11 protein-coding genes are annotated in these 16,855 nt (G+C 63.3%); 7 read left to right on the forward strand and 4 right to left on the reverse strand.

Annotated elements, in window-relative coordinates:
- Window positions 1–31: 31 nt before the first annotated feature.
- The gene (locus LZ536_RS11590; protein WP_249848943.1) at window positions 32–7,669 is read right to left on the reverse strand and encodes a hypothetical protein; all 7,638 of its coding nucleotides are present in this window, start codon (window positions 7,667–7,669) and stop codon (window positions 32–34) included.
- Window positions 7,670–7,803: 134 nt separating this feature from the next.
- Between LZ536_RS11590 and LZ536_RS11595 the strand changes: the two genes are divergently transcribed.
- The 3 genes from LZ536_RS11595 to LZ536_RS11605 all read left to right on the forward strand — a co-directional run bounded on the left by LZ536_RS11595 (window position 7,804) and on the right by LZ536_RS11605 (window position 10,918).
- Complete coding sequence (locus LZ536_RS11595; RefSeq protein WP_249848944.1) at window positions 7,804–8,748, forward strand: winged helix-turn-helix domain-containing protein; 945 nt, start codon at window positions 7,804–7,806, stop codon at window positions 8,746–8,748.
- 158 nt (window positions 8,749–8,906) lie between these two features.
- The gene (locus tag LZ536_RS11600) at window positions 8,907–10,424 is read left to right on the forward strand and encodes a PAS domain-containing protein (protein ID WP_249848945.1); all 1,518 of its coding nucleotides are present in this window, start codon (window positions 8,907–8,909) and stop codon (window positions 10,422–10,424) included.
- Complete coding sequence (locus LZ536_RS11605; protein WP_249848946.1) at window positions 10,424–10,918, forward strand: PilZ domain-containing protein; 495 nt, start codon at window positions 10,424–10,426, stop codon at window positions 10,916–10,918. The genes LZ536_RS11600 and LZ536_RS11605 overlap by 1 nt, the downstream gene beginning before the upstream one ends.
- Here the strand turns inward: LZ536_RS11605 and LZ536_RS11610 are convergent.
- Window positions 10,915–12,717, reverse strand: coding sequence for a multicopper oxidase family protein (locus LZ536_RS11610; protein ID WP_249848947.1), 1,803 nt, complete (start codon window positions 12,715–12,717; stop codon window positions 10,915–10,917). The genes LZ536_RS11605 and LZ536_RS11610 overlap by 4 nt on opposite strands.
- Before the next feature lie 114 nt (window positions 12,718–12,831).
- Between LZ536_RS11610 and LZ536_RS11615 the strand changes: the two genes are divergently transcribed.
- Window positions 12,832–14,484, forward strand: a complete 1,653-nt coding sequence (locus LZ536_RS11615; RefSeq protein ID WP_249848948.1) for a thiamine pyrophosphate-binding protein — start codon at window positions 12,832–12,834, stop codon at window positions 14,482–14,484.
- Window positions 14,485–14,507: 23 nt separating this feature from the next.
- Here LZ536_RS11615 and LZ536_RS13195 read toward each other — a convergent pair whose 3' ends face one another.
- Both LZ536_RS13195 and LZ536_RS11620 read right to left on the reverse strand, forming a co-directional pair.
- Window positions 14,508–14,723 carry a hypothetical protein gene (locus LZ536_RS13195; protein WP_431357947.1) on the reverse strand — a complete coding sequence of 72 codons (216 nt, stop codon included), beginning with the start codon at window positions 14,721–14,723 and terminating at the stop codon, window positions 14,508–14,510.
- 58 nt (window positions 14,724–14,781) lie between these two features.
- Window positions 14,782–15,441: a protein-L-isoaspartate(D-aspartate) O-methyltransferase gene (locus LZ536_RS11620; protein ID WP_249848949.1), complete on the reverse strand. Its 660-nt coding sequence runs from the start codon at window positions 15,439–15,441 to the stop codon at window positions 14,782–14,784.
- Between the two features lie 83 nt (window positions 15,442–15,524).
- Between LZ536_RS11620 and LZ536_RS11625 the strand changes: the two genes are divergently transcribed.
- The 3 genes from LZ536_RS11625 to LZ536_RS11635 all read left to right on the forward strand — a co-directional run bounded on the left by LZ536_RS11625 (window position 15,525) and on the right by LZ536_RS11635 (window position 16,807).
- Window positions 15,525–16,319 (forward strand): thymidylate synthase, encoded by a 795-nt coding sequence (locus LZ536_RS11625; RefSeq protein WP_249848950.1) that lies wholly within the window; start codon window positions 15,525–15,527, stop codon window positions 16,317–16,319.
- Between the two features lie 79 nt (window positions 16,320–16,398).
- Window positions 16,399–16,539: an entericidin EcnA/B family protein gene (locus tag LZ536_RS11630; protein WP_249848951.1), complete on the forward strand. Its 141-nt coding sequence runs from the start codon at window positions 16,399–16,401 to the stop codon at window positions 16,537–16,539.
- 127 nt (window positions 16,540–16,666) lie between these two features.
- Window positions 16,667–16,807 carry an entericidin EcnA/B family protein gene (locus LZ536_RS11635; protein ID WP_249848952.1) on the forward strand — a complete coding sequence of 47 codons (141 nt, stop codon included), beginning with the start codon at window positions 16,667–16,669 and terminating at the stop codon, window positions 16,805–16,807.
- Window positions 16,808–16,855: the final 48 nt, after the last annotated feature.

Consider the following 16,855-nt stretch of genomic DNA (forward strand, 5'->3'; position numbering starts at 1 on the left):
GCGGTCGGGCCATCAACCCGGTCTCCGACAATCACAGGAAGATGTCATGAGGCGTCGCATAGTCTGTCGAGAAGCTGTGGTTCACATGCTCATATCCGGCGGCTGCCGGGTTGAACTGGAAGTCGGCTGCCGACAGATCCGTCGGCTTAAGGCCTGTTAGCGTGATGCTGTTGCCGTTGCCCCAGCTGACCAAAGTGTTGGATCCCACCTTGGTTAGCGTGAGCTGCGCGTACGAGGTGACCCCGCTAGAATCGTCGAAGACGATCTTGTCGACCAGGTGGGCAAATCCAGAGATCGTGTCCGCGCCCGAATTTGCCTCGATAACATAACGGTCGTTGCCATTGCCGCCCGTCAGCGTGTCGTTGCCGGTTCCGCCATAGAGCGTGTCGTTGTCCTTATCGCCCTTGATGACGTCGTTGCCGGCCCCGCCATAGATGAAGTCGTCGCCGTCGCCGCCGCTCAGGATATCCGCACCGGCGACGCCGCCGTAGGTCGCGACCGCGTCAGGGACAATGATGATCGGCCCGGACCCACCCGTGCCGTGGTCGTCGAATGTAATCTCGCCATCGCCGTAGATCGTGTCATTCCCGGCACCACCGTCGATCGTGTCCGTGCCCGCCCCGCCGGCCAGGATGTTGGCATTGCCATCACCTGTCAGCGTGTCGTTCGCCGTGCCTCCGACCAGGTTCTCGATCCCGGTCAACGTCCATGTGCCCTGCCCCGTGTTCTGCGCACCCGCGACTGCCAGGCTGATCTTCACAGCGACGTCGCCGGAGAAGTTCTGGTTGTACATGACCGTGTCGTTGCCGGTTCCGCCGATCAACGTCATGTTGCCGTTGCCGGCCCAGAGCAGGTCGTTGCCGCCTCCGCCGTCCAGGGTGTCGTTATTGACGGTGCCTGCGGTCGTCGCGAAACCCCACAACCAATTGTCGTTAGCGTTCCCGATCAGCGTGTCGGAATATTGGGTGCCGGTCAGGTTCTCGACGTCGATCAGTGTGTCAGTCCCGGCGCCAACCGTGTTCTGGGCGCCAGCGATTGCCAGGCTAACGGTGACACCTGTCGTCGCACCGAAATAATTCGCGCGGTCATATCCCGCCCCGCCATTGATGACATCGTTGCCGGCCCCGCCCGTGAGCGTATCATCTCCATTGCCGCCGAGCAGGGTGTCGTTGCCGCCTGCGCCCGACAATTTGTCGTGGCCGCCACCGCCATCGAGCGTATTGGCATCGTTATTGCCGTTCAACACATCGTTGAATGCGCCTCCGGTGAGATTTTCGATGTTGGACAGCGTATCATTGCCGTCGGCGCCACTCGACGTTCCGGCACCTCCGGCAGTCAGCGTCACGGTCACCGCGCCCGACGCATTCGCATAGCTCGCGGTGTCTATTCCCGCGCCCCCGTCGAGCGCATCGTTTCCGGTGCGTCCTTGGAGAACGTCGTTGCCGTCGCTGCCGTTGAGAGCGTTAGCATTCGCATCGCCGATCAAAGTGTCTGCAAGGACACTACCATCGACATTCTCTATCCCCGTGACGGTACCGGCATTGCCGTATCCGTCGACAGTCGTGCCAGCCGAGAGATTTACGGTCCAGCCGTTGACTGCGTCCGGAGCAAGTTCGGCCAAACCATCGCCATTCGAGTCCGGCCTTAGCCATCCGCCAAGGTTGGTGACGCTGAGCCGGTCCACCCCGGTTCCGCCGTCGACTATGGCCGCTGCCGAGCTTGTCAGGAACAGATCGTCGCCGCCGAAGCCGTAGAGGCCGTCACCGACGTTGCCGGCGAGGTAATTGCGAGCGTCGTTGCCGTAGAACGTATCGGCATAGGCCGTGTCCGCACCAAGCGATTCAATGCCCACCATCGTCTCGACATTGCCAAAGCCATCGTTCGAGATCACGCCCGTGCGGAGATCGGCAACCGCGCCCTGTGTTGCGCGCCGCTCGTAGAAGCTGACGCGGTCGCCGATTCCGTTGAAACCTTCGCCGTCATCGGCCCCGCCGTCGAAATAATCTACGCCGCCATTCCCGCGCAGCAGGTCGTTATTGGCACCGCCGTAAAGCTGGTCGTTGCCGAGACCTCCTCGCAGGCCGTCGTTGCCATCGCCGCCATACAGTAGGTCGTTACCGGTGAAGGAGAGGCTGTTCTCACCGAAGTCCCCTTGCAGAAAGTCGTCGCCGTCCCCGCCGTAAATCGTGTCGTCGCCTGCACCGCCCGAGATAAAGTCGTTTCCGCCGCGCCCGTCGATGACGTTTGACCCACCGTCGCCGGTCAAATCGTCGGCAAAGGCCGAGCCGATGACGTTCTCGATGCTGATGAGAATGTCATTGCCGTCGGCGCCGCTCGACTGGCCGCTGCCAACGTCGACCTGGACCGCGCCCGACGCGTGCTCATAGCTGGCCGTATCGGTGCCACCGCCGCCATCGAGCGCGTCGTCGCCAAGTCCGCCTTCCAATAGGTCGTTGCCGTCGGGCACGCCGAAGGTCGCTCCGGTATCTGTGAACAAGGTGATCGGTCCCGATCCGCCAAGGCCATGCGTGTCGGGTCGATAGGAGCCGTCGCCATAAAGGGTGTCGTTGCCCGCGCCTCCGACCAGCGTATCATTGCCAAGCTCGCCGCCGAGCACATTGTCGCCGCCATCGCCGGTCAGCGTGTCGTTGCCGCCGGATCCGGACAGCCCCTCGAAGCCGCTCAGGGTCATCATGCCCTGGCCGGTGTCTTGCGCGCCGCCCTGCAAGGCGAGGCTGACGTTGATGCCAGTGGTTCCAACCGACGGCTGGAAGGCGAATACGTCGAACCCTGTCCCGCCGCTCAGGCTATGATTTCCCGAACCGTTGACGATCAGGTCGTTACCGCCATTGCCGATGATCGTATCGGCATTCCCATCGCTCTGGCCACCCAGCCAGTTGCTGCCTTCGTCGCCAATCAGCGTGTCGGAGAAGGACGTGCCCGTGACGTGCTCGATGTTGACGAGCGTATCCATGCCTTGCCCTGTATCCTGGGCGATCCCCTGCAGGTTCAGGTCGACGTGGACGCCCGCGGTCGCCCCGCTGAAGAAGCCGGCGCGGTCATAGCCATCGCCGCCGTCGATATAGTCGTTGCCGGCGTTGCCGTAGAGAAAGTCATCCCCGCCCTGCCCGTACAGGGTATCATCACCGCCATTGCCGCGGAGGCTGTCGTGGCCGTCGCCGCCCGTCAGGACGTTGGCAAGCGCATTGCCATTGAGCAGGTCGTTGAACGCCGAGCCGGTGAGGTTTTCGATCCCGTTGAGTGTGTCGTTTCCGTCCGCGCCGGACGAATTGCCGTTGCCGGTCGTGTTGTTGAACAGGGTGACCGTCACCGCGCCCGACGCGTTGGCGTAGCTCGCCGTGTCGACACCGCCACCACCATTGATGAGGTCGTCACCCAGGCCGCCTTCCAGCGTGTCATTGCCAGCGATGCCGCCAACATAGTTGCCAGTCGCGTCCGCATAGGTGGTGATCGGCCCCGAACGGCCGGTGCCGTGGCCATCCCAGGTGATCTGGCCGTCGCCGTAGAGCGTGTCGTTCCCGGCCCCGCCGGAAAGCGTGTCGTCGCCAAGATCGCCAGCCAGAACATTGGCATTGCCGTCGCCGGTCAAATTGTCCCCGGCGATGCTTCCGGACAGGTTCTCGATGCCCGTGAGCGTCCAGGTACCATTGGCAGTTACTTGCGCCTGGCCGGCGAGGAGCAGCGACAAGGTAATGCCTGTCTCGGGTGCCCCGTTCTCGGTGAACCGGAACGTGTCTGTCCCCGTGCCGCCATCTATGCTGTGGTTGCCGATGCCGACGACCAGCAGGTCGTTGCCGCCATTACCGATCAGTGTGTCGTTATTGGTTCCACCGGCATTTCCGGAGGCCGAACCCCACAGCACGTTGTCACCACCATCACCGATCAAGGTGTCGCCGAACTGCGTGCCCGACACGTTTTCGATATTGACCAGTGTGTCCATGCCCTGGCCGGTGTCCTGGGCGATGCCTTGCAGGTTCAGGTCGACATGCACTCCGGCCGTCGCGCCGCTGAAATAGCCGACGCGGTCGTATCCCGCGCCACCGTCCAGCAAATCGTCGCCGGCGTTGCCGTAAAGAAGGTCGTCGCCATCGCCGCCATAGATTTGGTCGTTGCCGCCAAAGCCGCGGACATCGTCATGCCCCGCACCGCCGGAAATGACATTGCCCTCGTCGTTGCCGTACAGGACGTCGTTGAACGCCGAGCCGCTCAGGTTTTCGATGTCGTACAGCTGGTCGAAGCCATTGGCCCCGTACGCCTCGCCGTAGGTCGCATCGTAGAGGAATACCGAAACATTCCCCGTCGCCGAAGCGTAGCTGGCAGTGTCGATGCCGCCGCCGCCATAGATCTGGTCGTTGCCCGCTCCACCGTCGAGGACATCATTGCCGTCGATGCCGCCTGTCGATCCCACGTCCGCGATCGTCTCGATCGGGCCGGAACCGGGCGCATTCACCCCAATGGCGCCATCGCCGTAAAGGGTGTCGCTGCCCCCGCCGCCTGCAAGCTGGTCGTCGCCAAGATTGCCGGCCAGCACATTGGCCCCACCATCGCCGGTCAGCGCGTCGTTTCCGATACCTCCCGACAGGTTTTCGATGCCGTTCAGAGTCCAGCTTCCGGCGCCTGTGTCCTGCGCACCGCCCTGCAGCTCTAGGCTGACAGAGATGTTCGGCTCGGCCCCACCGTTCTCAGTGAACGCGACTGTGTCGATGCCGCTTCCGCCAGTTAGCGAATGGTTGCCGATCCCCACCTGCAGCAAGTCGTCGCCGCCCTGCCCGTCCAGCGTATCGTTGTTGGTGCCGCCATTGCCGCCGACTGAACCCCATAACTGGTTGTTGCCATCGTCGCCTGTCAGGTGATCGCCGTAAACGGAGCCCGACACGTTTTCGATGTTGACGAGCGTATCCATGCCCTGGCCCGTGTCCTGGGCCTGGCCTTGCAACCGTAGGTCGACCGTTACGCCCGCTGGCGTAGCGTCCTCAAAGAAGGCCGCCCGATCGTATCCGTCGCCGCCGTCGATATAATCGTCGCCCGCCGATCCGTTGAGAAAGTCATTGCCGGCACCGCCGTATAGCGTGTCGTTGCCGCCATTACCCCGAAGCCCGTCATTGCCATCGCCGCCGCTGATGACGTTGTCGAGGTTGTTCCCGGCTAGTTGGTCGTCGAACGCCGATCCGACCAGGTTCTCAATTCCTGATAGCAGGTCCTCGCCGTCCGCGCCGGTGGAATCGCCGTTGCCGCCGCCATTCTTGTAGAGGACGACCTGCACTGCGCCCGATGCATGTTCGTAGCTGGCAGTATCGATCCCGCCGCCGCCGTAGATTTCGTCGTCGCCGAGCCCGCCTTCCAGCACGTCATCGCCGTTCGCGCCGAGGTCGGGGTACAGCGTAGGCGCGCCCGAAGCGGGAGCGGCAGTGTCGATGCTGCCGTCACCATAGAGCGCGTCATTGCCGCCGCCGCCGCGAAGAATGTCGTTGCCGAACGATCCCGCCAGGATATTGGCGTTATCGTCGCCGGTCAGCTCGTCGTCGTCATTGCCGCCGCTCAAATTCTCGACGCCATTAATGGTCCATTGGCCCGCACCTGTATCCTGGGTCGTGCCCTGCAGGGCGAGGCTGACGTGGATCGCCGGATCGTCGCCGAAATTCTCGGTGAAGCCGACCGTGTCGATGCCGTCACCGCCGGTGAGGCTGTGATTGCCGATGCCGACATACAGCAGGTCGTTTCCGTCACCGCCGTCCAACGTGTCGTTGTTGGTGGTCGAAACCCAATTGGTGTCGGGATCGATGGTCGCCGTTGAACCCCAAAGAACATTGTCGTTTGCATCGCCGATCAGCACGTCCGCGAAGGGCGTTCCAGACACATATTCGATGCTGACGAGAGTGTCCCAGCCCTGGCTGCCGGTGTCCTGCGGTCCTGAAATGGTCAGGTCCACATGGGCGCCGCCGGCGGCTTCGTTCAGGTGGTAATAGCCGGCCCGGTCGTAGCCGTCGCCGCCGTCGATATAATCGTCACCCGCTCGGCCGCGGAGCAAATCGTCTCCCTCGAGGCCGAACACCAGGTCGTTGCCGGCGCCGCCGGTGAGGACATCGACTTCGTCGGTGCCAAGCACTGTGTCGTTATTGTCGACGCCGTTGATGGTGATGACGGCTGTCGCCGTGTCCCCGCCCTCCAGCGTATAGGAGAAGGTGTCGCCCGAGGGTGTGTTGGTTCCGCCGGACTCGGGCGCGGGAGTATACTCAAAGGACCCGTTGGGATCGTAACTGAAGCTGCCGTCGTCGTTCAGCGTCAGCAACGCGCCCGAAGGCAATGTAATTTGCGTGCCGACATTAGCGGCCACGCCGTTCACCGCCACGACGGTGAGGGGCCCACCGCTGTCGGGCCCATTGCCATTGTCGGCAAAGACGTTGCCGGTGATCGGCGTCAGCTCATCGGTGGTGAATTCGTCATTCTGGGCATCTGCAGTGTCCTCCGCCGGCGCCGGACCGTCATAGATCCTGGCCTCCACGTCGGAAGTGAATCCATTCATCCAGCTGATGACGAAGTGGCCGCTCTCCAGCGTCGTGATCGAGGGCCGTATCTGGCCGCTGTACTCAGCATTGACCTGAATCTCGTCGCCCAGCTTCGATCCGTCGGCCGCAAATTGCTGGGCTTTGATCTGGTACGAATAGCCGGGATAACCGTCGACGAAGGCAATGACGAAGGTGCCGTCGGCAAGACCGGTAACGACTCCCTGACTTTGCTCGCCGGAGGTCTGGCTGTTGACCAGGAATTCGTCGGTCACCGCGTTCCCGCTCGCGTCGAAGACTCGCGCCTGATCGCCATAAACGCTGTAGTCGCCATTCGCTGGTGCTGACCAGCTGACGACGAAGCCGCCGCCAGTAAGACCGGCGATGGTCGGCTCAGCCTCTCCCGAGGTCGGGTTGACGTTGACGATGACCTCGCCGCCAACTTCCTCACCCGCGGCGTCGTAAACCTGCGCCCTGACGTCATAGTCGGCACCAGCCACGCCGGTCGCGTGCATCCATGTGATCGCGAACCCGCCGTCCGCGAGAGCGGCAATAGCCGGCTGGATCTGGTAATTGGCGATCTCGGAATTGACGTGGAACTCTGTTCCGATCGGAGATCCATCGGTGCCGAAGATCTGGGCCTTGATGCCGTAGGGGCTATCGCCGGAATCCGCGCTCGCATCCGCCCAGGCGATAACGAAGCGGCCGTCAGCCAGCATGACAATGGATGGCTGAATTTGCTGGTTCGTAGTGGCCGTGTTGACGAGGAATTCATCAGCGATCGGCGTGCCGTCAGCACCGAACATGCGCGCCTTGATGCTCGACGAGCTTGCGTCGCCGCCGATGCCGCTGTCGTCAATCCACGTGACCACGAAGCCGCCGTCGGAAGTTGCCGCGACCGCTGGGTCGGCCTGATTACCAATGGTCGTCGCATTGACCACGAATTCGCCGCCGATCAAGCTGCCCTCGGCGTCATAAATTTGACCCCGGATCGAGCTGCCGGTCGTATCGCCACCTTGGCCGCTGTCGTCCTGCCAAGTGACGACATAACCGCCCCCCGTGAGGTAAGTAATGCTGGGCCACCGTTGCCAGCCCGCAGTCGTGCTGTTGACGACGAACTCATCACCGAGCGCTTCGTAGGTCATGACATGCCCCCGCATTGCCCGCGCGACTCACTGCGCGGCTTGTTTAATTCCCGTTAATCAAATGTTGCTAAACCGCTGGAATGTGTCATGAAGTCGTTCTGAAGTTTTTCTGAAGGGCCGGGGGGCCGTGAAGAATGAGCGGTGCTGAACGCCTGAGCCGTCGCCGCTGGCGCTTCGCCGGCTGCGTCTTCGACGAGGCCAACTGGACGTTGGTTGTCGATGGCAGGCGCGTTTACGCCGAGGCCAAACCTCTCGAGCTTCTGCGCGAGCTTCTCCTGAAAGCGGGTGATGTCGTCACCAAGGAGGAACTCCTCCACAACATCTGGCCGCAGGTCCACGTCGTCGAGGCTTCGTTACCAACAGCAGTGGGCAAGCTCCGGAAGGCGCTGGGTGACGATGGGCATGAGATCATCGAAACCGTGTCGGGGGTCGGCTATCGCATTCCTGTCGAGGTGGAGCTGAATGGCGGCTCGCCCATGCAGGTGGCCAGTGGTCCGGCGTTGGACAGTTCGGCCCAACTCTCTGGGCACGCCATTGCCGCAGCTAAGCCTGCACCGGCTTTTCCGCGATTGATGATCTTGGCGGCAGGCTTGGCGGTCGGTCTCGCCGCCTTGGCCGTCGCCTTTTCGCCGACTGAGCATGCCGATGCGGCAAAGACGAAGGTCACCTATTCGCAGCAGGACGCAGCCAATGCGCTGCGCGGGCTCGACATCGGCAAGATCGAAACGATGCTCGCCGCGGGATGGGACCCCAACGCTATGTTCGACAAGGATGGCACCAACGCGATGAGCTACCTGCTCAACATGTGCGAGTGGGACCCGTCGCACGACCAGCGCAAGATGATGCTGCTCGGACGAACGCTGTTGGAAGGCGGTTATGATGTTCAGAACCGCAATTTCTGGGGCGACACAGCCTACAGCATCGCCAAGGCCAAACGTTATTGTGGCCCGGACCACCCCATCACGAAAATGCTGAAGGCCGTCTGCTACAACGGCCTGGGCGCGCCAGGTGACCGCTGCCTTGCTTCTTATGAACTTACCCCCGCACAGCGCAAGGCGCAGGGTTTGCCACCCGCCTAAGCGTCGGCTTGCTACTCAAAGTTGCTGCCTCCGCTTTCGACCCAGAGCAGACATTTGCCGTCCCTTTCCGGGACACTATTTCCCCACCCCGTTCTTAACCCTTTGGTAGAACCGCGAAGCCCAGAATCCCCGGCGACTCGTTTCAACCGGAGGTGAGGATGGGCGCGCCCATTCCCAAGCTAGATTCTGTCGGCGATCACAGCGCCGAAGCCCTGCTCGATTCCCTGAAGACCATCGACCCTGCGGAGCGTCGCAAGCATGCGACCGTCTTCAATTACTGGCAGTCGATCCGTTCCAACCGGCAATTCCCGCCGATCCGCGATTTGGATCCGCTGGAAATCTCCGACGCCGGCCCGTGGAGCGTGCTGCTGGAGATGATCGGCGGCGGCGAGGACGCGATCGTCAAGCATTTCGGCCAGGCCATCCGCGACGGCAATGACGTCGAGCGCATCTCCGACGCCTCCGCGCCGTCCCTGCTCGCCTGCATCCATTCCAAGCTGCCGATCGTCGCCGCCTGCCGCGAGGCCTATGCCTTCGAGGACCGGTACGAGGGCGAGCAAGGCACCGTCCGCTGCTGGGTGACCTTGCTGCCGTTCAGCCAGAACGGGACGTGGATCGACTTCGTCTACGGCTACGTCAGCCTCGATACGGCGGGCGCCGCGGAAGCCGTGGCCGAGGTCGTGGCGGAAGAGGAAGCGGCCGCCGAGCCTGAACCCGAAGCGGTCGAGGCGGAGGCTGAAGTCGCGGAGGTCGAGCCGGAAACCGAAGTTGCCGAGGTTGAACCTGAAACCGTCGAGGAGGAACCGGAGGTCGCCGAGGCTGAGCCGGAGCCCTTCACCGTTCCACTGGCCCCGCTCGACGAGGAATATGAACAGGCCGAGGCCGCCGCCGAGCCTGAGCCGGAAACGGCCGAGGAATTCGTCGAACCCGAACCCGAACCGGTCGAGGAGACCATCGAGGCGGTGGCCGAGGAAGAACCCGTGGCCCTCGTCGAACCGGAACCCGAGCCCGAGCCGGAATATGAAGCCAGCTACGAGGAAGAAGCGCCGCAGAAGCCCGGCTTCACCAAGTTCATGGAAAGCCTTGGTGGTTTCTACGGCAAGGTCGTTCAGGCCGGGCCCGACCTGCCGCCCGAATCCTTCGTCGAGGAGGAGCCGGCAGAGGAAGAGGCGGCCGTCCTTCCGGAAGAGGTCATCGATGAAGCACCGGCCGCAAACTTGCCGGAAGCGGAGCCTGAAGAAGAGCAACCCGCCGCCGAGCTGCCCGAAGCGCAGCCCGAGCCGGCCCCTGAACCCGCGCATCAAGTGGAGGGTACATTGCAGAGCAAACTGACCGATGTCCGCACGCTGGCCGAAGAGGCCCGCGAAGCGCAGATCCGCAGCAATATGGCCCTCTACGAAGGGCTCAGCGCCGCCTACGACTTTGCGCTCGATGCCGAAGAACAGCCGGAGGAATATCTCCGCCTCGTCGAGGCCCAGGGCCTGAAGATCCAGCTGCGTTCGCCGATGAAGCCGGTGGTCAAGCTGGCCTTCGACGGCACCTGCGACGAACCGACCATCAAGCAGCTCGAAGCCGTGCTCGGCTGGGCGCTGAAGCAGGACCTGCCGCGCGGCACGCTTGCCGAGCGCATCCAGTCCGAAGGCGGCATCGGCGCCATCCTGGAAGGCCACGCCTGATGGGCCGCGAGGCCGACTTGCCGGACGGCCAGGAGGAGCGCCGCCGCGCGCCGCGCACGGGCCTGAGACTCAGCGCGACGATCCGCGAGCCGGGCCGCAGCCGCGTCGGCGTCAAGGTGATCGATATCTCGACACACGGCTGCCGCGTCGAGGCGCAGTCGGCGTCCACGCCCGATACCTGGGTGATGCTGAGCATTACCGGGCTCGAGACCCAATATTGCCGCATCGTCTGGCGGGCGCATGAGTTCGCCGGCATCGAGTTCGCGACGCCGCTTGCGGAGCCGGTGCTCGACCGCCTGCTGCAGGACCAGAGCCAGCTGTCCGAACAATCGATCAGCGAGTTGCGCGATATCTCCAACCGCGTGCACCGGCTGGCGACGGTCGAAAGCCACCGCGAGGCCGACACGCTTGTGGATCTCTCCAGCAAATGCGCGGTCGACGCCGTGGTCGAGGCACTGCGCCTCGGCGAAGCGAGGCACTCCAGCCGCCGCTAATGTGCGGCGTGCGATGGCGGCATGGCTTCATCGCCTTCTGCCGCGATCCGTAGATTCTGCATCATCCCATGGTCGCCGTGGAACAGGATGTGGCAGTGCAGGACGAAGTCGCCGGTGAAGCGCTCGTAGCGGGTGCGGAAGATGACCCGGTCGTTCTCCTTGACGAGAACCGTGTCCTTCCACTGACCGATCATCCCCGCATAATCGGGATCGTAGGCTGGCCCCTTGGGATCTGTCCGGTCCCTCCCGTCTTCATCGGTGATCGAGACGATCTCGAACGGGTTCACATGGATATGCAGCGGGTGGTCCTCGACCAGCGCCACCGCTTCCCACTCCTCCGCCTTGCCCAAGGGCAGCACCTGGTCGATCCGGCCGTGCTCATAGGCCCTGCCGTTGATCCTGAACGCGCCGTGTTCCGGACCGCCAACGATATTGATGATCGCTTCGCGATAGCCGCTGATTTCGGCATCCTGCACCGGCTTGTGCCAGTCGAACGACGTTAGCTTCAGCCCGTCCTTGAGGTCCGCGATCACCTTGCTGCGAATGGCTGAGGCGTCCGTTCCAGGAAGCGCTCTTTCGGCGGCGCGGATCAAGGCGGTCTGAAGCAGGCCGTCGGAGCTTTCGCTCGACGTCCGGCCGCCCTTGGCTTCCACCGTCGTGATCGCCCGTGAAGGATTGGGAGGATCGAACTTCGGGGGATTGTCGGGCGTAGTGTCATTGACGATGCAATAACGGCCGCGCTCCGGCAGCCGGACCAACACGTCCTTGCGTTCGCCCGGGAAGAGGACGGCAACGTCGGTTTTGCGGATAGCGGTGCGTGTCAGCCCGTCGAGCGCGAGTTCCCACATCGGCAATGGCTGGCCCGTGCAGTAGCGCTCCCGCCATGCAATCTGCGCTTCGCCTTTCACCGCACGAAGCGCTGGGGCCGACGGATCGAGGCGATAGAGGCGCATCCGCATCGGCTCGCCCCTGCCCGCATTGATCATCCGCCAGCGCTCGAAACCGCCGGCCTTTGCCGCTGCCAGTTCCGGTTCGACCCTGCCATTGATGCCGGTGAAGCGGCCCGAATAGCGCCACGACCAGTCGTTATCGAAGCTCTCGACTCGACCAACCTCCCCGGCCTTGCAGGTGAACGGCCGTACCGGATCGTCCTTCTTGGTGCGCTCGCCCTCGATCCGGCCCTTCTCGTCGAAGCAGCCGTAAACGATGTGCTGGAAGATCATGACCCGCTCGGGAAACGGCCGGCCGGTCTCGTCCTTCAGCAGGACATCCACGTCGCCCGGGCTGGTCGCAGTTGGCAGGCGGTTGCCAGTAACGATCAACGCCCCCGCCATGCCGCTGCCGACCTGGACGAAGCCCGCGCCATGCTGGTGCGGATGGTACCAGAAGGTCCCGGCCGGGTGCTCGACGGGAATTTCATATTTGTAGTGAAACTGATCGCCGGGCTTGATGGTGACCAGGACATTGTCGCTGTTGCCTGACGGCGAAACCCACAGGCCGTGGGTGTGGAGATTGGTATCGTTGAAGCAGAGTTGGTCGGCGCGTTGCTTGTCGGTGCAGGGCTCGAGCTTGTTGTCGAGATCGATCGACAGTTGCTGTCCGGGGGACACGTGCATGACTGGAGCGACGAAATCGCCCGGTTTCGCGCCCGAGCCGACGAAGGAGCGCAGTTCGACCCGATCGTCGCTTTGCGTCCAGGGGTTGTAAATCGTGCCCTCGGCGCGGCGGACTTCGAAACTATAGTGCAGTGGCGGCGCGGCTGATGCCGCCGCCAATATTCCTGCAATCAGGATCCCCATCCCCGAGCCCCCGTCTGGTTGGCGGGCTACGCTTACGATTTCGTTGTGCGCTCGAAACGAGAGGCGAGCAAGCTTTCACTCCACTTCGGTCGCGCGAGCCGCTAAGCGGCGGCCATGACCAAGCGCACCGGGGGCCGCATTCTCGTCGACCAGCTCAAGATCCAGGGCTGCGATCGCATCTTCACCGTTCCGGGCGAGAGCTTCCTCGCCGTGCTCGACGCGCTGCACGATACGCCCGAAATCGACGTCACCGTCTGCCGGCAGGAAGGCGGGGTCGCTTATATGGCAGATGCCGACGGCAAGATGACCGGCCGCCCGGGCATCGCCTTCGTCACCCGCGGCCCTGGCGCGACCAACGCTAGCGCCGGAGTCCATGTCGCCTTCCAGGACTCGACCCCGATGATCCTGTTCGTCGGCGACCTGTCGCGCGGAGACAAGGACCGCGAGGGGTTTCAGGAGATCGACTTCCCCGCCTTCTTCTGCCCGATCGCCAAATGGGCGGCGCGGATCGACGATGCGCGCCGGATTCCGGAATATGTCGCCCGGGCGTATCGCGTCGCCACGGCCGGTCGTCCGGGCCCGGTCGTTCTTGCCATTCCTGAGGACATGCTGACGGACGAGGTTGAGGCCCGTGACCGCCCGGCCGTGCCGCCGGTCGCGGAAGGCCCTGATCCGGGCGCGGTCCAGGCCATGTTCGAACTATTGAAGGAAGCAACCAACCCGGTCGCCATCATCGGCGGCGCCGACTGGAGCCCGCGCGCGGCGCATCACTTCGCCAACTTCGCCTTCCGGCACGGCATTCCGACCGCCGCCGCCTTCCGCCGCCAGGATGCCGTCGACAATAAGTGCGGCGTCTACGCCGGCCAGCTCGGCTACGGCCCCAACCCGAAGCTGCAGCAGCGCATCCGCGATGCCGACCTGCTGCTGGTTGTCGGCCCCAGGCTCGGTGAAGCAACCACTGACGGCTATACGCTGGTCACGCCCGACCATCCGGGCCAGACCATCGTCCACGTTCACCCCGACCCGAACGAGCTCGGCCGCGTCTATCACGCCGACCTCCCCATCGTCGCCGACATGGGCGAATTTGCGGAGATGGTAGACGAGTGGAATGACCCGGACCTCGTTCGCTTTTCGGCCGGCGAGGAAGCGCATCGCGAGTGGCTTGAGTGGTCGGAGCCCAAGGCTCGTGGGGGCGTTGGGATGGACCTCGGCCCCTGCGTCAAGACGATGCGCGATGCGCTCCCGCATGACGCGATCATCTGCAACGGAGCCGGTAATTTCTCCGGCTGGTGGCACCGGTACTGGCACTATGCCTGCACGCCGTCCCAACTGGCGCCGACCAGCGGCACGATGGGATATGGCTTGCCCGCTTCGGTCGCGGCGGCATTGCGATTCAGGGATCGCACCGTGGTTTGCGTGGCGGGAGACGGCGATTTCCTGATGAACGGGCAGGAACTGGCGACGGCGGCGCAATATGGCGCCGACCTGATCGTCATCCTGGTCGACAACGGCAGCTACGGCACCATCCGCATGCACCAGGAGCGTGAATATCCGGCTCGGCTGAGCGCTACGTCCCTGAGCAATCCCGACTTCGCAAAGCTCGTCGAGGCGTATGGTGGCTGGTCCGAGCGGGTCGAAACGACCGAGGCCTTTTCCCCCGCTTTGGCTCGGGCGATGGAACGCAAGGGCATACGCCTTCTCCACTGCATCACCGACGTCGAAGTGATCAGCAACGCTCGCACCATCGCCGAAATCCGCAAATCCTGAGGACGGATTCCGCGCTGTAACGACTAGCAGTGGCTCGGTTGCGGCAAGCGATTAAGCGATTTCAATGACTTGGCCGTTTCTCTCGCATTGATCTTCGGATCGTCGAAGGAGACAAGGAAATGCCTAACCGCAGTGACAATCGCGGCAACCGCACCAGCCGCAGCAGCCAGCAGATGAGCGACCGCAAACGCCGCACCGGCGCCAGCAAGAGCGGCCGCAGCAATCAAGGCGGCGACCACAACCGCTAAACCCCCTATTGGACTTCCTCAGGAGGGCGGGCCGCAAGGTCCGCCCTTTTCAGAATGTCGTATTCGCAAACCCGTGCTCACCGATCAGGGGCACGAACCGCACGGCTCCCAGATCCTCGCGTTCCAGCGTCCCGTCCTCCTTCTTGGTTAGCTTGACCAGGGACTGGATGCTGTGCGGCGCGCCGATGGGCATGACGATCCGACCGCCGGGCTTTAGCTGGTCAACAAGCACGGTCGGCACGTGGCTGCCGCTGGCGGCAGCCACGACGGCGTCGAAGGGCGCCTCGGCCGGGCATCCACGGCTTCCGTCGCCCTCCACAATGCGGACATTGTCATAGCGGAGGCGCTCGATGCGCTCCCGGGCCAGCTCAACCAGCTCCGCATGCCGCTCGATCGCGATGACTTCTCTGGCCATCTGCCCGAGAATGGCGGCAGCGTAGCCAGACCCGGCACCGATCTCGAGCACCTTGTCCGTCGGCCCAATCCCCGCGGCGTCGATGGTCAGAGCGACGATGTAAGGCTGGCTAATTGTCTGGCCGGATTCGATCGGCAGCGGCCCATCATCATAGGCATGGCCGGCATAGTTGCCGCTGACGAACTCCTCCCGCGGGACGGTGCGGAAGGCCGCCAGCAAAGCGGGCCTGTCGAGCCCGCGCCGGCGAATGGTGTGTTCGACCATTGCATCGCGCTCGGCGGCAAAGTCGATCATCAGCCGTCTCCGTCCACAGAAACCATTGGCCGCAGCACACCGTTCCGCTTGCCGGGCGCACCACTTCGGCTAGTCTACGCCTCATGCGGCAATATCTCGACCTCATGACCAGAATCCTCGACGAAGGCGTCGAACAACAGGACCGCACAGGCACCGGCACCTTGTCGCTGTTTGGTGCGCAGTTGCGCTTTGATCTGGCGCACGGTTTTCCTCTGCTGACCACCAAGAAGCTGCACCTTCGCTCGATCATCGTCGAACTCTTGTGGTTCCTGCGCGGCGACACCAACGTCCGCTGGCTGCAGGACCGCAAGGTCAGCATCTGGAACGAATGGGCCGACGAACATGGTGATCTTGGGCCGGTTTATGGAAAGCAATGGCGCGACTGGGAGACAAGCGACGGCCGCCACGTCGACCAGATAGCCGACCTCATCGCACTGATCCGCAAGGACCCGTCATCACGCCGCCAGATCGTGACTGCGTGGAACCCGGGCGAGATTGCCAAGATGGCACTCGCGCCCTGCCATTGCCTGTTCCAGACGCAGGTGGCAGCGGGCCGCCTCAACCTTCAGCTTTACCAGCGCAGTGCCGATTTCTTCCTCGGCGTCCCGTTCAACATCGCCAGCTATGCGCTGCTGACGCACATGCTCGCGCGCGAATGCGGGCTGGAGCCCGGCGTCTTCGTCTGGACCGGCGGCGACGTGCACCTCTATTCAAACCATCTGGAGCAGGCGCGGACCCAGCTGTCGCGCCAGCCGCGCTCACTGCCGCAGTTGGTCCTCAAGGATCGCGGCCAAGACCTGTTCAATTACGAGGCAGAGGATTTCGCTTTCGAAGCCTATGATCCGCACCCTCACATTTCAGCGCCTGTCGCCGTCTGAATGGCGCAACCGCGCTTATGGAATGAACTTGATTGCGGTTTCGGCGTTCGTTGCGCATCCGGTAACAGGAGAGAATAAGATGCTTCGCAAGGTCATGACCATGGTTCTGATCGGTGGCGGCCTGATGGTCGCGGCCTGCAACACCGTTCGCGGCGCCGGCCAAGACGTTCAGTCCGCCGCCAATTGCACCGAGAATGCCATCCACAACGGCAACTGCTGAGCCAATCGCCGCTGATTTCAACGGAGCCCCGCCTTTTGGCGGGGCTTTTCGTTACGGAAGGGATTCCATTCAGCGGCGAGTCAGGCGAAAAGGCCATGGTTTTGAGAGCACCATGGGGAGACCAGAAATGTTTCGTAAGATTGCGACGATGGCGCTGATCACCGTCGGCCTGACCATTGGCGGTTGCAATACGGTCCGTGGGGCGGGCCAGGACGTCCAGTCTGCCGCCAACTGCACCGAGAACGTGATCCATCAGGGCAACTGCTAAGCCAGCGCCCGGCCCAGAGACCAAAAAAGAAGCCCCGCCGGATTGTCT

This window comes from Sphingomonas alba (genome assembly GCF_023516555.1).
Lineage (GTDB): Bacteria > Pseudomonadota > Alphaproteobacteria > Sphingomonadales > Sphingomonadaceae > Sphingomicrobium > Sphingomicrobium album.

What these genes read in the sequence shown, in the direction of transcription:
- LZ536_RS11620 (WP_249848949.1), bottom strand. Translation starts at nt 15,441, where the DNA reads ATGATCGACTTTGCCGCCGAGCGCGATGCAATGGTCGAACACACCATT.
- LZ536_RS11630 (WP_249848951.1), top strand. Translation starts at nt 16,399, where the DNA reads ATGCTTCGCAAGGTCATGACCATGGTTCTGATCGGTGGCGGCCTGATG.
- LZ536_RS11625 (WP_249848950.1), top strand. Translation starts at nt 15,525, where the DNA reads ATGCGGCAATATCTCGACCTCATGACCAGAATCCTCGACGAAGGCGTC.
- LZ536_RS11615 (WP_249848948.1), top strand. Translation starts at nt 12,832, where the DNA reads ATGACCAAGCGCACCGGGGGCCGCATTCTCGTCGACCAGCTCAAGATC.
- LZ536_RS11590 (WP_249848943.1), bottom strand. Translation starts at nt 7,669, where the DNA reads ATGACCTACGAAGCGCTCGGTGATGAGTTCGTCGTCAACAGCACGACT.
- LZ536_RS11635 (WP_249848952.1), top strand. Translation starts at nt 16,667, where the DNA reads ATGTTTCGTAAGATTGCGACGATGGCGCTGATCACCGTCGGCCTGACC.
- LZ536_RS11600 (WP_249848945.1), top strand. Translation starts at nt 8,907, where the DNA reads ATGGGCGCGCCCATTCCCAAGCTAGATTCTGTCGGCGATCACAGCGCC.
- LZ536_RS11595 (WP_249848944.1), top strand. Translation starts at nt 7,804, where the DNA reads ATGAGCGGTGCTGAACGCCTGAGCCGTCGCCGCTGGCGCTTCGCCGGC.
- LZ536_RS11610 (WP_249848947.1), bottom strand. Translation starts at nt 12,717, where the DNA reads ATGGGGATCCTGATTGCAGGAATATTGGCGGCGGCATCAGCCGCGCCG.
- LZ536_RS11605 (WP_249848946.1), top strand. Translation starts at nt 10,424, where the DNA reads ATGGGCCGCGAGGCCGACTTGCCGGACGGCCAGGAGGAGCGCCGCCGC.